Raw genomic sequence first — 14,512 nt, 5'->3', positions numbered from 1 at the left:
TTACAGTGCGATAGTTAATTGCTTTTCATGTGTGCTGAAGCACGGTGCAGATATGAAAAGTCATTTACGCCAACACCAATCTTTCATCTAGTTGTTTAGCAGCAAAACGATTGGCCGGACGACGCAATCCCAGGTTTTCGCGCAAGGTACTGCCTTCGTATTCGGTACGGAACAGTCCCCGTTTTTGGAGGACAGGAACGACTAGATTAACGAATTCATCCAATCCTGTGGGAAGGATTGGCGGCATGATATTAAAGCCATCGGCTGCACCGTTGTTGAACCATTCTTCTAACTGGTCGGCAATGGTTTCGGGAGTACCAAGTATGGTGCGATGACCCCGTGCAGTAGCAAGAGAGAGATACAGTTGGCGGAGTGTGAGAGTTCCACGAGTAGCCAAATCTCTGACTAGTTTGAGACGACTTTTGTTAGTGTTGGTGTCGCTGGGTAGTTCGGGAGCTACATCATCTAAAGAATATTTCGACAAATCCACACCCTTGTAATAGTTCTTTAAAATTCCCCAGGCGACATCGGGATGGATTAACGATTGCAAGAATTCGTACTTCTCTTGAGCTTCTGCTTCGGTACGGCCAATGATTGGGAAAGCACCAGGCATGATTTTGAGATCGTCTGGCGATCGCCCATATTGTGCTAGCCTACCTTTGACATCAGCATAAAACTCTTGGGCATCGGCTAGGGTTTGATTGGCGGTGAAAATCACCTCGGCAGTCTGTGCAGCCAAGTCCCGTCCCGATTCGGAGGCTCCAGCCTGAACAATCACCGGATAACCTTGGGGCGGACGACCAACGTTTAAAGGGCCTTTTACAGAAAAATATTTGCCCTTGTGGTTCAATGTATGCAGTTTATCCGGGTCGAAATAGACACCAGACTCTTTGTCACGGATGAAAGCATCGTCTTCCCAACTATCCCATAGACCTTTCACCACTTCCACAAACTCTTCAGCTCGTTCATAACGCTGGCTGTGTTCCGGGTGATGCTCAAGTCCAAAATTACGTGCAGCATTCTCATTGCCTGTAGTGACTACATTCCACCCAGCCCGGCCCTTACTCAAGTAGTCTAGGGAAGCAAACTTACGTGCCAAGGTGTAGGGTTCTTCATAAGTAGTCGAGGCGGTGGAAATGAAGCCAATGTTTTGGGTTACAGAGGATAAGGCCGAGAAGAGGGTGACAGGCTCAAAATGGGCAATTTTACCATTGCGATGCTGAGTTTCTGGAGCGCCGCCCCAAACTCCTGGACTATCTGCCAAGAAAACTGCATCGAATAAGCCGCGTTCGGCGGTTTGGGTAATTTCCTTGTAATGCTCGAAATTCAGTCCAGCATCTGCTTGTGAATCGGGGTGTCGCCAAGCAGAGACATGGTGTCCAGTAGCTTGAATGAATGCACCTAAACGAAACTTGCGTGTTGTACTCATATATTTTTCTTTTCTTATAGTGCGTTAGCGTACCCCTGCGGGGAAGCAAGCTACGCGGAGCGTCTCGTAGAGAAGCTTAGGGTCGGTATCGCTGATTTGCGCTACGCCAGTTATGATTACTGCTGCTACGAAAGGTTGGCAATTCCTAACTGCTCAAATGCATTACACATTTTGGTCAAACCCACATTATTAAGTGGCAAGTGCTTATGAAAAGACGACAGCATCATGGTTTTAACCACTGATATACGTCCAAAAAATCCTCCGATGGCATATCGATAAAATCTTTTCCCTGTAAAACTTTGAGGTATTGGTGTCAGCCATTCAAGCATTCACCTCTTGCTAGACACTGAATGTCGTCATGCAAAGATTTTCTAGTAACTCGCCGTTCAGTTACCTACTAATTGCTCAAAAATCAAATAACCTAACTGTAAGTCAGGTTAATCCCACAGCAGAATTAGGAATGCTGCTGCTTGGCGCTCTAACTACCATAAATTTATCTAGTAATTTTACCCACCAGATAGAGCCTACACAATAAATACAAAAAAAGATGTGTTGGAAATCACAATAATATGGAGAACTAATTATTAGTTTTTCGAATATTAAGTATTACAAACTAATTATTTACTGAGTATATAGTTATTTATGGTACTGAAAGCTTATTACACAGTTCTCTAGGTTCCTTCGACCGAATGACACTAAGTTAAGATATAGCCCTAGCCCTGACTGCTTCCCAGGCTCGAGGCTGGGAATCCATCCTGGGAGGCTCTGCCTCCAGTGGCTACGATTGGATAATTAGAATTCAGCACAGACAGAACTCTTAAATTTTAAAATCTACTTGCATGGGAGCGAAATATGCATGAGGGCAAACTACTTGAGCCTGTTTCCAAAATTGTTAGACCAAAGCTAGTAGTGTACCAACCCAAAATTGCTACGTAGAGGTAAGCAAGGGAGCAGGGGAGCAGGGGAGCAGGGGAGAGATTGTATAAGTTCTTTCCCCTCTGCCTCTCTGCCCCTCCGCTCCTCTGCTGACCACAACGCAAAGTTTCCTTGGCAGACTACTAGCTAAACCGACGAGCCAGATGCTTGGAGAGAATGCTGGAAAAATTAAGATGTTTCTAGACTTGTCCTTGTCAAGATTGGTCTGTGATTGATTTCTTTGTACAAGCACTACTGGCTGATTCTATTAATTATCAGTTTTGCCCGTCTCTATTTCCTAACTATTTGACCTAAATCCTTACAAAACTTTTTGGTTTACTTACTTTAGACGTATTTACTAAACAAGAATATGAACAGCAAATCTTAATAAGTTTTAATAGAAAATAATCCGGAAGAAATAGATTTAACCCCAAAGCTACGTGTTACATTTAACCTGTTGTTAACCTATCGCTTGATTGAGCTATTGGGTAATCGAGGAAATGGCTAAAAGTATCAGTAATCACGAAAAATTAAATCCGTGGGGTAAAATCTCATCTGACTTAATCTCTACACAACAAAGTAATAAAGCTAATCATAATACAACTAAAGCGATGGCAGAGTCAACGGAGTCACAGCCTTCAGCTGGCTTGCAAATAGTTCATTTAACTGCTGGGCGCGTGCGACTCCGGACTACTGACAGTAGTCTTAACTCGATATTAAACAACATAGCCCAAGATTTACGCTCCATAGAAGGAGTGAGGGAAGTTAGCGTAAATGAGCAAACGGGTAGTTTGGTAGTTAATTTTGATGAAGATAAGCTCTCTTTACCGCAAATTTTAGCGCTAAAATCCGATCTTGATATCCAACTGCCCCAGGCTTCGTCTGATTCACCTAGCAAGACCGATCCCTTTGCAGCTTGGAAATCGCCTTCATTTTGGAAAGAGCAAGGTATTTCCTTAATTCCGATGATGACAGGCTTGGCGGTAACAGGAGGGTTAGGAATTCATGGCTGGGTATCGATTCCAGTTTACATGATTGCGGCGGATGCAACTCGTGGTGTAATTGGTTATCTAGGCTCTCAAGTTTCGACATCAGAAAACAGCAAAAATTCTCATACCAGTTCTGCGATAAAAAACGATATAAAATCTGAGTCGGCACTATCAAAAGAAAAGTGCAAATCTACTATTCAACAAGAAAAGTCAACAAATGTTGATAAGACTAGTGAGGTAGTAGCACCTGCAAAGATTGACTACAGCGTAGTTCATCAAATTCCCGGACGTATTCGGTTGAATGTGCCGAAAATCGCTGAAAATCGAGCCTATGGGCGGCGACTTGAGAGAATAGTGAAAACCGATGCTCAAGTTACAAGCGTGCGTGTGAATTTTGATGCAGCATCGATCGCGATCGCTTATCAGTCTCATGATATTCCATTATCTTATTGGGTGAGTCTGATGGAATTAGCGTTGGAGATAAACCCACCAACAGTAGGGATAACAACGGCGAAACAACCCCTAGAAGTTAGTCAGACTCCTGAAATTACAGACGCAACAACGACAAATCATACTACTCAAGTTAGTCAGACTCCTGAAATTACAGACGCAACAACGGCAAATCATACTATTCAAGTTACTCAGACGGCTGAAGTTAGAGACGCAACAACAGCAAACCAAACAACTCTAGAGTTATCTAGTCCGTGGACTAACTTAAAATCGCCTGCGATGTCATTGTCATTAGGTATGATGGCGAACTTACCCTTGGGAACTTAAATATACAGTTTCAAATTGCGGAATACTGGAGGGCAATTATGACTGGTTTAAATTTAGAGACGGCAGTAAATTTAGACAAGAAACAAGAGCAAACAGTCACAGACGAGACTAATTGTCCAGTAACGCCGCCTTCAAGGGTAGCATATAGCATTATTTGTGCATTTCCCGGACAAGTGGCGTTTTGCATACCTCAAATTAGCGAAGATCCAAAATATGTGCAACGTCTTCTTGCCTTGCTTGCTAATGAGCCTTTGGTAATAAATCAGCAAGTCAATACTAATAGGGTGGGGTCAATTACCATTACCTATAAATCTGATGTAAAGTCAGATATTGACATGCGATCGCACTTGGCTAATTTGATTCAGTTTGCTGCTAATCCAGAAGTGGTACCAGGAAGTGCAAACCAATTCAAACCATACTCAACTGCGGTGACGACAATAGAAGACAGGCAGGATAAAAAGCCAAAAAGAGAAGCCCAGAAGCAGAAATCAGCAACATTCTCTTTAACTTCTGCGGATGCGTCAGTCTCTAAAACTAAAAACAATTTGGTATCCTCAAATTCTGTAATTCAACAACCAAAAAAACCTGCAAAAGTTGCTTATAGCATTGCTCATGCAATTCCCGGAAGGATACGGTTTCGTGTGCCTCGAATTGCCTGCGATCCAAAATATGTCCAACGGTTAGAGACATTACTCAAATCAGATTCTACAGTTACAAGTGAGCGAGTCAATAGCGCTGCGAGATCGGTTGTCATTACCTATAAAACTGGAATGATGCAGAATTCTCAGAAGCGAGTGCAAAGCTTTTTGTCAGCAGCAATATCTCATCTAGCCAATCTAATTGAATCTGCCAATGATCCCGCCACAGCAATAAGTTAGCTAACTAATCTAGCAAATTACAAATAACCAAACTGTTGATAGCTAATCAATCTCGCAGGATTGGTGGCTAATTTGCTCTCTTTACTAAGGTAAAGAACCGATTTTCATCGAAGTGTAACAATATTTGGATCAAAGAAAAGTAAATGGCAAAAGTAGCACTGGAACTACCATCACCTCCCAAATCTCAATTCACTGTGTTGGAAGGAAATGGAAAAGTTTCTTTAATTGACACTAATGGACACTCTAAAAGAGAGTTGCCTAACGTTACATACAGCCTTGTCCACACAACACCCGGAAGACTGCGGTTTCGCGTACCTCGCTTACGCTGTGATGCAGATTATGCCAAACGTCTTGAAGTGTTGTTGTCAGCAGATGCGCTGGTGAAGAATGTCCGTGTCAAGCCTGCGGCAATGTCAGTTGCAGTTACTTATAAATCTGATAAAGTTTCTGATGCGAAGATGCGATCGCACCTTCACGATTTGATTCAGGCTGCAAGTGAAGTAGTCGTTCTCAAAAATACATCTTTATCAGAAACCGAAAAAGAGCCATCTTGGCCAGGTTTACAACTCTCTGCCGTTGCAACTACTTTAGCAGTACTAGGAGGGCCGTTAGGATTACCAATCCCGCCTTTGATAGTGGTGCTTCCCATCGCCATTGCTACACTTCCCGTTATCCAACGAGCCTGGGAAGGTATTAGTGTAGACCGAAAATTGAATATTGACTTTTTGGATTTGATGGCGATCGCTATTACTACCTTCCAAGGGCAATTTCTCACACCATCGCTAATGCTGAGTTTAATTGAAGTAGGCGAAAATATCCGCGATCGCACGGCTCGTTCTTCTGCTCAACAAACTCTAGATTTACTTAGTTCTCTAGGGCAATTTGTCTGGGTGGAACGCAATGGCGACAAGCAACAAATTCCCATTCAAGATGTGCAACGTGGGGATACAGTGATTGTTTACCCTGGCGAACAAGTGCCGGTTGATGGCAGCATTTTGCGAGGTAAAGCCCTCCTAGATGAGCAGAAACTAACTGGCGAGTCGATGCCAGTGCTGAAGAAAAAAGGACAACCAGTTTTCGCTTCAACATTGGTACGAGAAGGACGAATTTATATTGTTGCAGAATGGATAGGGAACGATACGCGCGCCGGACAGAGCATTAAATTAATGCAAGAAGCGCCTGTCCACGATACGCGGATGGAGAATTATGCAACGAAATTTGCTCAAAAAGCTGTTGTGCCAACTTTGCTACTTGGTGGGGCAGTATTTGCCGCAACCCGCAACCCTTCAAGAGCAGCCAGCGTTTTAACTTTAGACTTTGCTACAGGGATTCGAGTCTCCGTCCCCACAACAGTTTTAGCAGCATTAACTTATGCTGCACGGCGGGGTATTCTCATCCGGAGCGGACGGGCGTTAGAACAATTAGCAGAAGTTGATACCATAGTTTTTGATAAAACGGGGACTCTGACTAAGGGAGAAGTCGATGTTGTCAGTGTGGAAAGTCTTAATCCAGCAACCTCAAGATTGCGAGTGTTGGAATTAGCCGCCGCCGCCGAACAACGTTTAACTCATCCAGTAGCAGAAGCAATTATTCGCTATGCCCAAGCAGAGCAAGTGGAAATTTTGCCGCGTAGCAAGTGGGACTATCAATTAGGTTTGGGCGTGCAAGCTCAGATTGATGGAGAGACAGTTTACGTCGGGAGCGATCGCTTTTTGCGTACCAGTGGCGTTGACATGGAAGCATTAAATGGCCACCAAAAATCTCCAAATTCAGCGATTTATGTAGCCAGCAACGGTCAACTTCAAGGTATTATTAAATATAGTGATCTTCTCCGTCCCGAAAGCCGCGAAGTCATCACAGCACTTTCGACGGTCGAAGGTGTAGAGATTCACATGCTAACCGGCGATAATAAGCGAACTGCTACAGCCGTTGCTGCTGAACTTGGTATTTTGCCAACGCATACTCACGCAGAAGCTTTTCCAGAACAAAAAGCAACAGTTGTCCGCCAACTGCACGAACAAGGTAAGACGGTTGCATTTGTAGGCGATGGGATCAACGATTCGCCAGCTTTAGCCTACGCCGATGTTTCCGTATCCTTTGCCAACGGTTCTGAGATAGCCCGCGAGACAGCAGACTTAGTGTTGATGCAGAATGACTTGCATGGTTTATTAGAAGCGATCGCGATCGCTCGTCAAGCCAAGCAATTGATTCGGCAAAACACAGCACTTGTTGCCTTTCCTAATTTAGCAGCAATGGCGATCGCCGTTTTCTTTGGCCTTAACCCCTTAGCTGCAACAGTAGTCAACAATGGCTCAACCGTAGTTGCCGGAGTCAACGGTTTGCGTCCAATTCTTAAAAATCGTCAACATAAAGCTCTACCATCGGCAAGATGATGCAACTATGTCGCCAAGAGTATCTTAAAAAGCTTTCCAAGGTTTCTTAATTAATAGGAGAAAATTGAACATGGCACCTAAAATTAGTGATTTTGTTGAAGATGCAGGCGCTCCCGGTATCATAGCCGGAATTGGTGCAGTCCTCTTAGCACCCGTTCTTCTGCCCATTGTCGCTGGAGTTGGTAAACCCTTAGTCAAATCAGTCATCAAAGGCGGAATTGGTCTTTATGAAAGAAGCAAAGGAACCATTGCAGAAATGGGCGAAACCTGGGAAGACATGGTAGCCGAAGCCAGAGCCGAACTTGCTGAAGAAAAAGAAACCCCCGTATTTGAAGCGTCTGCCACCAATGCGGATAATGTCGCCGATAATGGTGCATAATTTCATCTGCCCATTAGCAAGTTAAATTCTTTGCCATAGGCAACTTCCAATTACCAAAATAAAAGAACCCCACCCCCAACCCCTCCCCGCAGGCGGGGAGGGGAGACAAAGCACAGCTTTGGCGGGGTGGGGTTCTCCGGGTTTAATAAGTAATCAAGCAGACATATTATTCCTTAATTTTGCACTCATTCCTGTAAATAACAAACCCACAACAAAAAATCCACTATCACACAAGTAAAAAAGGTGGTTGCATGTTGACAAATGGTCATAGCACTTACAATAAAATGCCAAAAATTATAGACAAACCCACTTTTAAAACACCACCAAAACCAATATCTACAAAAGTTGTTAGTTCGACTCCCGGAAGATTACGGTTAAGACTGGCTCATTCCCATCGTCAACCAGAAAAAATGCAAAGCATCGCCAATACTTTGTCAGAAAATTCTCACATTAATCAAGTTAAGACAAATGTCCATCATGGAAGTATTGTTATCAATCACGATGGTAAAGATGGCAGTTTAGAAAATGTGCTGGCGACACTTAAAGATTTAGGAATAATTTTTGCCGATGTTTCCGAGGGTAACACCGAGGCGGCAGCAGGAGTATCATCTGCGGTTGTTGACTTAAACCAGCGTGTCAAACAGTCAACAGATGGTGCTTTCGATCTGCGGATTCTTTTCCCTTTAGGATTAGCTAGTCTTTCGCTGCGACAACTACTTAATAAAGGATTGCAGTTAGAAGTTATTCCTTGGTATGTTTTAGCATGGTATGCTTTTGATAGCTTTATTAAATTGCACGGAACTAGCCACAAACAATCATCAAACGAGTAACTAAAAAGCTTAATTAATCTGCCAAATCTTGATGGTTTTGTCAGAACTACCACTAGCAAGAAATTGACCATCGGAGCTAATAGCAATAGAGTTTACTGCCCCTACATGTTCTGTAATAGTTTGCAGTAACTCTCCCGTCAGCAAATGCCAAATTTTGATGGTTTTGTCTGCACTACCGCTAAAGAGAATTTCTCCATCAGGACTAACAGCTAAGGATCTTACCTCTTCTAAATGTCCAGTTAAAGTTTGTAGCACTTTACCTGTAGCTAAATGCCAAATTTTGATAGTTTTGTCTGTGCTAGCGCTAAAGAGAATTTCGCCATCAGGACTGATGATTACTGATTTCACCCCACCTAAATGTCCGTTGAGGGTGCGTAATGGATCTCCCGTGCGTGGATTCCACAACCTAATTTTATTGTCAGAACTACCACTAGCAAGAATTGTACCATCAGGACTGATAGCAGCAGAATTAACTGCTGATGAATGCCAAAGGGTACAAATGCGTTGGCATAGCCCGCCGGAGGCATCGCCTTTATGCAAATTCCAAATTTTGATTTTATTACTGCCACTGGCAAGAATTTGTCCATCAGGACTAATGGCGATGCAGTTAACCGGTTTTTGATGTCCTAACAGAGTGTGGATTAATTTGCCAGAATTGAGGTTGTATACTCGCACATTACTTTTGGGATGTTGGCAACTACCAACAGCGAGATAATGTTCATCAGGACTAATCGCAATAGAGGAAATTTCGCCTAAATCTTTTACGAGGGTGCGAATAAGTTTGCCGCTTTTAAGATTCCATACCTTGATGGTTTTATCTGCACACCCGGTAACTAAACTCTCAGAATCAGGACTAATGACAACAGATGTTACTTTTTCTGAATGTCCAGTTAGGGTATGGCTGAGAACGATATGTTGTAGCGTTACTTGGTGTTTGAGGTTGGCGACGCAATTCAAAATTTCCTCAACATCAGCAAGACTCTGACTATCACCCACCGCGACAAAATATTCTCTTAACTTTTTCACATATTCTTCATCTTCGACACTGACGGCTAATTGCATTGCCTGAAGCGGGTTAGTAGAATCCTGTAGTGATATTTGGCGTAGTTGTAACCATGTATTCACAGAATAATCAAGCTGTTCATTTGCCCAAGAGCGTAGTTTACCACCGTAGGCATCGCTTAAATGAGATAAACTCTGGGCTAATTGCAAAGCCAATTCTGGAATCCAGTAACAACGCTCATTTTCTAGAGCTTGGTAAACTTGCTTATAACCGGAGGCGATAATCTGTACTGATTGTAAATCAAAAGTATCTGACAGCAAACTCGGCAGCAACTCTGGTAGTAGCGGAGCTACACCATGATTAACCAGGTGGTAAACATCCGCTACCCAACCTGCAACCAAACAGTGATAAGTAATCAAAACCTGGCAAAGGTTTTCAAAGTCTTGACGGTTAACTTGATATTGTAAAGATAACTTACTAATATCAATTCCTTTTTGATTCCATTTTTCTACCTTTTCTAAAATTGCCAAATTAACAACATTGTCTTTTCCAATCTGATTAATTTCCTCTAAGTCTTCTCCCAATGCCAAGAGTTCATCTCTGATTTTTTTCCATTCTAACGCTCGTCTTTTAGCAGACTCTTCCAAAATTTCTCGATAAGGTAAACGAGCAATTGTTTTATAATAATAATTACCTTGTCCCAAACCCCAGTAGGCAATCCGAAAATTTAAATAATCTCCATCTTTTTCTGACTCTAAAATCAAAGTTGGCTCTGTTTTCAACATTCCAAACAGAGCCTTAATACTTGATTCACTGTGAAAACGCTTACTATCCCAAGCTCCTGCCAATAATTCTGTTGGTCTAACTTGACTGTGTAAAGAGTAATGCTTGTTGAGAAAATCTCGTAATCCTTCAGCCAACATTAACTCAATTTGGGAAATTCTTTCATCTCTATTATCGTCAAAGTGGTCAAAATGTACTTGAGGAGGAGCGATAAAAATTTTCAGTGGAGTGCGTTCATAATTGGTGTGGTCTAAAATTTGTGAAGGGTACAATCTTAAAGGCCAGCTATCAAGAATTTTATTGACTTCTGGCAACTTGAGGGCTGTTTCTCGCTCTTGGGCGGCTATTCTTAGTTGCGTTTGGTGATTCTCGGCTACTAATTGCTGTTGGAAAATTTTTTCTTGTTCAAAGTCTTCAATATAACTGCTTTTTTTATTTGAAGGATTTAGAGCTTTGATTAATTCAGGAATTGCTTCAATCGCTTCATATTTGCTCAGAGCTAAATCTTGACTTCTCTTTTGTACTAGCTCTGCAACAACAGGTGCAAACTCTAGTACTAATTGAATTAGTAAACTTAACCCTTGCTGCATAAACACATACCTAGAAACTAAAGAAAATAAACAAGCAACGCTTGCATGAAATCAGGGCAATACTGCCAGCCAGTAAATTCATATATACTCTTCATTTTACTATTTGGGAATATAGTAACTCAACTATTGCAAGTTAAAAACTTGACATTTTAAGCCGAATATATACTTAAACATCTGGAAATAAAAATGATCATCATCTAACAGAGGGGAGAGAGTATTTATAAGATTATTAGCGAAACGTAGTGTTAAAGAAACTTAATCAACCTGATAGCAGCGACAGTTAGATTCACTACTGGGATAGATTTTTTCCCTCAAAAGAATAGGTATAAATAAAGTAAAGTCAATGCAGTTTAATAAAACGCTCTCTGAGAACATCAAGAGATAAGTTTATAAACCTCGGTTATGCTTTTTATTTTTTAAATTAAAAATTGTTTTTATGACTTCTATGAAACCGAATAATTCTGACAAAAATTCTAGTCTTAATCTGCGTTTACCATCAAAAAAGGCAGCTAAAAGCGTAGCTAAGAAAACAGCGCCATCTAAAAAGATATTATATAGCATTGTCCATGCAATACCTGGGCGCATTCGTTTTCGGATTCCTTTGTTAGCCAAAGATCCTGAGTACGCTAATCAACTCAAATTGGTGATAGAATCCGACACTAAGGTTACAAATGTTCGTGCTAACCCGAAAGCTGCATCCATCGTCATCAATTATCAAGTAGGTGGAATTTCAGATAATCAAATGCGCGAGCATTTGATCGGTCTGATTCAAACTGCTCAAAATGTGGTTTTGCCAAAAGAGGTAACGACCAAATCAATCATAGGGGCTATCTTTGACGCTCTAATCAACTTAATTGATAGTACACGCAAAATCAACCAAGCACGTAATGTTATTGTGTATCGAAGGGTTAGGACAGACGTTTGGGAACGAATACTTTCTACCTCAAGAAGCATAATTAAGAGGCTAAAATCTGCCACCATGTTTATCTTGCCCAACAAGCGATGGCGATTGCGCGGCAATGGTGAGGTGAAGTCCCCGCCTTTACAACTGCAACCTGTGAGGGAAGTTAAGGCTGTGTAGTTGCCAATACAGTGACCATTAACATTATTGATGGTTAAGAAGTAGGCTTGAAATAACTGCGCTCCCTCAGAGCTGATGAAAATCTCTCTTCCCTAGCCCCCAATCTAAATGTCCCTATTATCAATTAAAAAAAATGGGTACAGCTTATTTCGATGAACTTCTCAATGAAAATCATTGGGTTCAACCAATACATACTGCTGTTAAAGGAAGAGCTAGATATAAGGTAAATGGGCTTTATCATTCAGAGGCCCTTAAAAGATACCTTGAATCGAGATTATTAGAGCAGAAAATAATCTTGCGAGCTAGTGCTAATAGTTACACAGGGAATGTGCTTGTTATTTTTACTCCAGATAAGAGTTTAAACGCGATCGCTCTCCTCATTCAAGACATCCTCTTAAATTATCGGCAAAAAAGCAGTAAATCACTTGCTTCTGCCGCAGTCACTAAAGAAAATACTGCTTTCGTTGGGGGTAATAACCGAAACATATCTGATTCAGCCATACTGCCTCAAATATCTATGCAGCGACAATTAAACCAAACAGGTAGTCAACTTATTCCGGTATTGGGGGCTGTTGGCGCTCTTGTATGCGCCACCGGATTGTTGTATGCATATAATCTTGACGAAGCCATTTTGCTCTTGATCCAGAAGTTGCATACACCACTGCGCGATCGCATCATGCTTAGTATCACTTTTCTTGGCGATCCACTAGTAATGCTGTTATCTTCTTTGGGGCTGGCAATTAGTCCGTTATTTTATAATCGTCGCCGGGAAGCAACTATCTTGGGCATAGCTGGAGTCGGCGCAACCTTGCTAAATTGTTTAATGAAATTATTATTTGGTAGAGCGCGTCCAGCACTGTGGAAACATATTATTAAAGTAGGCCAACACAGTTTCCCCAGCGGCCATGCAATGGTTTCAATAGTGATTTACGGTTTTATCGGCTATATTCTAGCAAAACAGTTTCCTGAATGGCGCTTTTGGATTTATGGTTTGACTATAGGCTTAATTGTTGCCATTGGTTTCAGTCGGCTTTATCTTGGAGTACATTGGCTAACTGATGTGACAGCTGGCTACGGGGCAGGTTTAGTGTGGTTGATTTTCTGTATTCTTAGCTTGGAGACCACTAGAAAACAACTCTCAGAAAATGTACAGTGACTTTTTATAACTATGGTTTTATCTGCCAAACTTTAACAGATTTATCGCCACTACCGCTATATAAAGTCTTTCCATCACTACTTAATGCAAGTCCATAAATCCCACCTGCGTGTCCGGTAAGCTTCATGAGTGATTTTCCTGTTTTGATGTCGCGTAATATGATTTCTCTACCTAAACCACCAGTAATAAATGTCTTGCTATCGGCACTTATAATTAACGCATCAATACTCGTACCCAACGAAAAATTATGAATTAGTTTCCCTGTTTTCAAGTCCCAAGCTTTGAAACCTTTACTATCTGTGCTTCTGACTCCACCAGATTGAAAGCTATCGTCGTATCCACCACTGAGGAGCATTGTCCCATCGTTACTAACAGCAAGCGTAATTGGGGCAGATGCTCGTTCCGAACCGTTGATGAGGTCTTCCTTTTTGGGTAATGGTGGGGTAAAACTGCCTAGTTGTTTACCTGTTACCAGACTCCAAACCCGAACTTTTCCTCCATTTTCACCTCCGCTGAAGAGGGTTTTCCCATCAGGAGTAATTGCAAGTGCTGTTGTTTCTACTTTCAGTATCCGGTCAATTTTTCGAGTTTTGAAATTCCGAAATTTGATAGTTTGATCGCCACTACCACTAATTAAAGTTTGTCCATCTGGGGTCAGTAACATTGCTCTTACCCCGGTTTTTTCAACAATGGTGCGAATTTCCTTTCCTGTTTGCGTGTTCCAAAATTTAATAGTGTTATCCAAACTTGTACTAATTAGAGTTTGATTGTCTGGAGTAATCAAGATTGATTTAATGCGCTCCCGATGTCCAGTTAAAGTGCGAAGCAATACACCTGTAGCCGGATTCCACAGTTTGATTGTTTTATCATCGCTACCACTAGCAAGAACTTGACCACTAGCGGAAAGAGTTAATGCACGGACAGGTTCAGTGTGTCCTGATAAAGTTAATTTCAACCGCTTTACTTGTTCAGTATCTGTAGAAGTATTAGGTGTATTCGCTATCACCCGAAAGGTAGGAATCATACTAAAAGGTATAGTCAGGAAAAAACCAAGTAATGTTAAGGTTTTAAATAGGATGGGTAATTTCATAGCGATATTGCTGAAACTGCAACAAATCTAGCAAATAAACCTTGCTTGATTCGGACAAATAAAAACTGATATCATGTCCGCCAAATTACCCATAATAAAAGAACCCCACCCCCAACCCCTCCCCGCAGGCGGGGAGGGGAGACAAAGCACAGCTTTGGCGGGGTGGGGTTCTTCGGGTTTAATAAGCAATCAAGCGGACATGATATGACTCCAGCATAA

12 protein-coding genes are annotated in these 14,512 nt (G+C 41.8%); 8 read left to right on the top strand and 4 right to left on the bottom strand.

What is annotated here, in order from left to right:
• Positions 1-64: 64 nt before the first annotated feature.
• Positions 65-1,429, bottom strand: coding sequence for an LLM class flavin-dependent oxidoreductase (locus RMY27_RS13220; protein WP_322663828.1), 1,365 nt, complete (start codon positions 1,427-1,429; stop codon positions 65-67).
• Between the two features lie 125 nt (positions 1,430-1,554).
• Positions 1,555-1,758, bottom strand: a complete 204-nt coding sequence (locus RMY27_RS13215; RefSeq protein ID WP_322663827.1) for a hypothetical protein — start codon at positions 1,756-1,758, stop codon at positions 1,555-1,557.
• A 29-nt stretch (positions 1,759-1,787) separates the two neighbouring features.
• On the opposite strand from RMY27_RS13215, the gene RMY27_RS13210 reads away from it, so the two are divergent.
• The 6 genes from RMY27_RS13210 to RMY27_RS13185 all read left to right on the top strand — a co-directional run bounded on the left by RMY27_RS13210 (position 1,788) and on the right by RMY27_RS13185 (position 8,590).
• The gene (locus RMY27_RS13210) at positions 1,788-1,964 is read left to right on the top strand and encodes a hypothetical protein (RefSeq protein ID WP_322663825.1); all 177 of its coding nucleotides are present in this window, start codon (positions 1,788-1,790) and stop codon (positions 1,962-1,964) included.
• An 880-nt stretch (positions 1,965-2,844) separates the two neighbouring features.
• Positions 2,845-4,110: an HMA2 domain-containing protein gene (locus RMY27_RS13205; RefSeq protein WP_322663823.1), complete on the top strand. Its 1,266-nt coding sequence runs from the start codon at positions 2,845-2,847 to the stop codon at positions 4,108-4,110.
• Positions 4,111-4,148: 38 nt separating this feature from the next.
• Entirely contained in the window at positions 4,149-4,988 is an 840-nt protein-coding gene (locus RMY27_RS13200) for an HMA2 domain-containing protein (RefSeq protein ID WP_322663821.1), read from the top strand.
• A gap of 143 nt (positions 4,989-5,131) precedes the next feature.
• Complete coding sequence (locus tag RMY27_RS13195) at positions 5,132-7,381, top strand: heavy metal translocating P-type ATPase (RefSeq protein WP_322663819.1); 2,250 nt, start codon at positions 5,132-5,134, stop codon at positions 7,379-7,381.
• Positions 7,382-7,451: 70 nt separating this feature from the next.
• On the top strand, positions 7,452-7,760 hold the full coding sequence (locus RMY27_RS13190; protein WP_322663817.1) for a DUF5132 domain-containing protein: 309 nt from the start codon (positions 7,452-7,454) through the stop codon (positions 7,758-7,760).
• 251 nt (positions 7,761-8,011) lie between these two features.
• Positions 8,012-8,590: an HMA2 domain-containing protein gene (locus RMY27_RS13185; RefSeq protein WP_322663815.1), complete on the top strand. Its 579-nt coding sequence runs from the start codon at positions 8,012-8,014 to the stop codon at positions 8,588-8,590.
• Positions 8,591-8,599: 9 nt separating this feature from the next.
• Here the strand turns inward: RMY27_RS13185 and RMY27_RS13180 are convergent, their stop codons facing one another.
• A complete protein-coding gene (locus tag RMY27_RS13180; RefSeq protein WP_322663813.1) occupies positions 8,600-10,966 on the bottom strand; it encodes a WD40 repeat domain-containing protein in 2,367 nt (788 codons plus the stop codon).
• Between the two features lie 436 nt (positions 10,967-11,402).
• Here RMY27_RS13180 and RMY27_RS13175 point away from each other — a divergent pair, with 436 nt between their 5' ends.
• On the top strand, positions 11,403-12,047 hold the full coding sequence (locus RMY27_RS13175; protein ID WP_322663811.1) for an HMA2 domain-containing protein: 645 nt from the start codon (positions 11,403-11,405) through the stop codon (positions 12,045-12,047).
• A gap of 133 nt (positions 12,048-12,180) precedes the next feature.
• Positions 12,181-13,203: a phosphatase PAP2 family protein gene (locus RMY27_RS13170; protein WP_322663809.1), complete on the top strand. Its 1,023-nt coding sequence runs from the start codon at positions 12,181-12,183 to the stop codon at positions 13,201-13,203.
• A 10-nt stretch (positions 13,204-13,213) separates the two neighbouring features.
• Here RMY27_RS13170 and RMY27_RS13165 read toward each other — a convergent pair whose 3' ends face one another.
• The gene (locus RMY27_RS13165) at positions 13,214-14,293 is read right to left on the bottom strand and encodes a WD40 repeat domain-containing protein (RefSeq protein ID WP_322663807.1); all 1,080 of its coding nucleotides are present in this window, start codon (positions 14,291-14,293) and stop codon (positions 13,214-13,216) included.
• Positions 14,294-14,512 lie beyond the last annotated feature (219 nt).

The sequence above is a fragment of the Nostoc sp. DedQUE09 genome (genome assembly GCF_034530915.1).
In the GTDB taxonomy this organism is placed as follows: domain Bacteria; phylum Cyanobacteriota; class Cyanobacteriia; order Cyanobacteriales; family Nostocaceae; genus Nostoc.
The sequence above is the reverse complement of the archived record's forward strand: the minus strand, read 5'-3'. Positions and strand labels throughout refer to the sequence as shown.

What these genes read in the sequence shown, in the direction of transcription:
- RMY27_RS13165 (WP_322663807.1), bottom strand. Translation starts at nt 14,293, where the DNA reads ATGAAATTACCCATCCTATTTAAAACCTTAACATTACTTGGTTTTTTC.
- RMY27_RS13220 (WP_322663828.1), bottom strand. Translation starts at nt 1,429, where the DNA reads ATGAGTACAACACGCAAGTTTCGTTTAGGTGCATTCATTCAAGCTACT.
- RMY27_RS13175 (WP_322663811.1), top strand. Translation starts at nt 11,403, where the DNA reads ATGACTTCTATGAAACCGAATAATTCTGACAAAAATTCTAGTCTTAAT.
- RMY27_RS13210 (WP_322663825.1), top strand. Translation starts at nt 1,788, where the DNA reads ATGCAAAGATTTTCTAGTAACTCGCCGTTCAGTTACCTACTAATTGCT.
- RMY27_RS13215 (WP_322663827.1), bottom strand. Translation starts at nt 1,758, where the DNA reads ATGCTTGAATGGCTGACACCAATACCTCAAAGTTTTACAGGGAAAAGA.
- RMY27_RS13185 (WP_322663815.1), top strand. Translation starts at nt 8,012, where the DNA reads ATGTTGACAAATGGTCATAGCACTTACAATAAAATGCCAAAAATTATA.
- RMY27_RS13180 (WP_322663813.1), bottom strand. Translation starts at nt 10,966, where the DNA reads ATGCAGCAAGGGTTAAGTTTACTAATTCAATTAGTACTAGAGTTTGCA.
- RMY27_RS13200 (WP_322663821.1), top strand. Translation starts at nt 4,149, where the DNA reads ATGACTGGTTTAAATTTAGAGACGGCAGTAAATTTAGACAAGAAACAA.
- RMY27_RS13190 (WP_322663817.1), top strand. Translation starts at nt 7,452, where the DNA reads ATGGCACCTAAAATTAGTGATTTTGTTGAAGATGCAGGCGCTCCCGGT.
- RMY27_RS13170 (WP_322663809.1), top strand. Translation starts at nt 12,181, where the DNA reads ATGGGTACAGCTTATTTCGATGAACTTCTCAATGAAAATCATTGGGTT.
- RMY27_RS13205 (WP_322663823.1), top strand. Translation starts at nt 2,845, where the DNA reads ATGGCTAAAAGTATCAGTAATCACGAAAAATTAAATCCGTGGGGTAAA.
- RMY27_RS13195 (WP_322663819.1), top strand. Translation starts at nt 5,132, where the DNA reads ATGGCAAAAGTAGCACTGGAACTACCATCACCTCCCAAATCTCAATTC.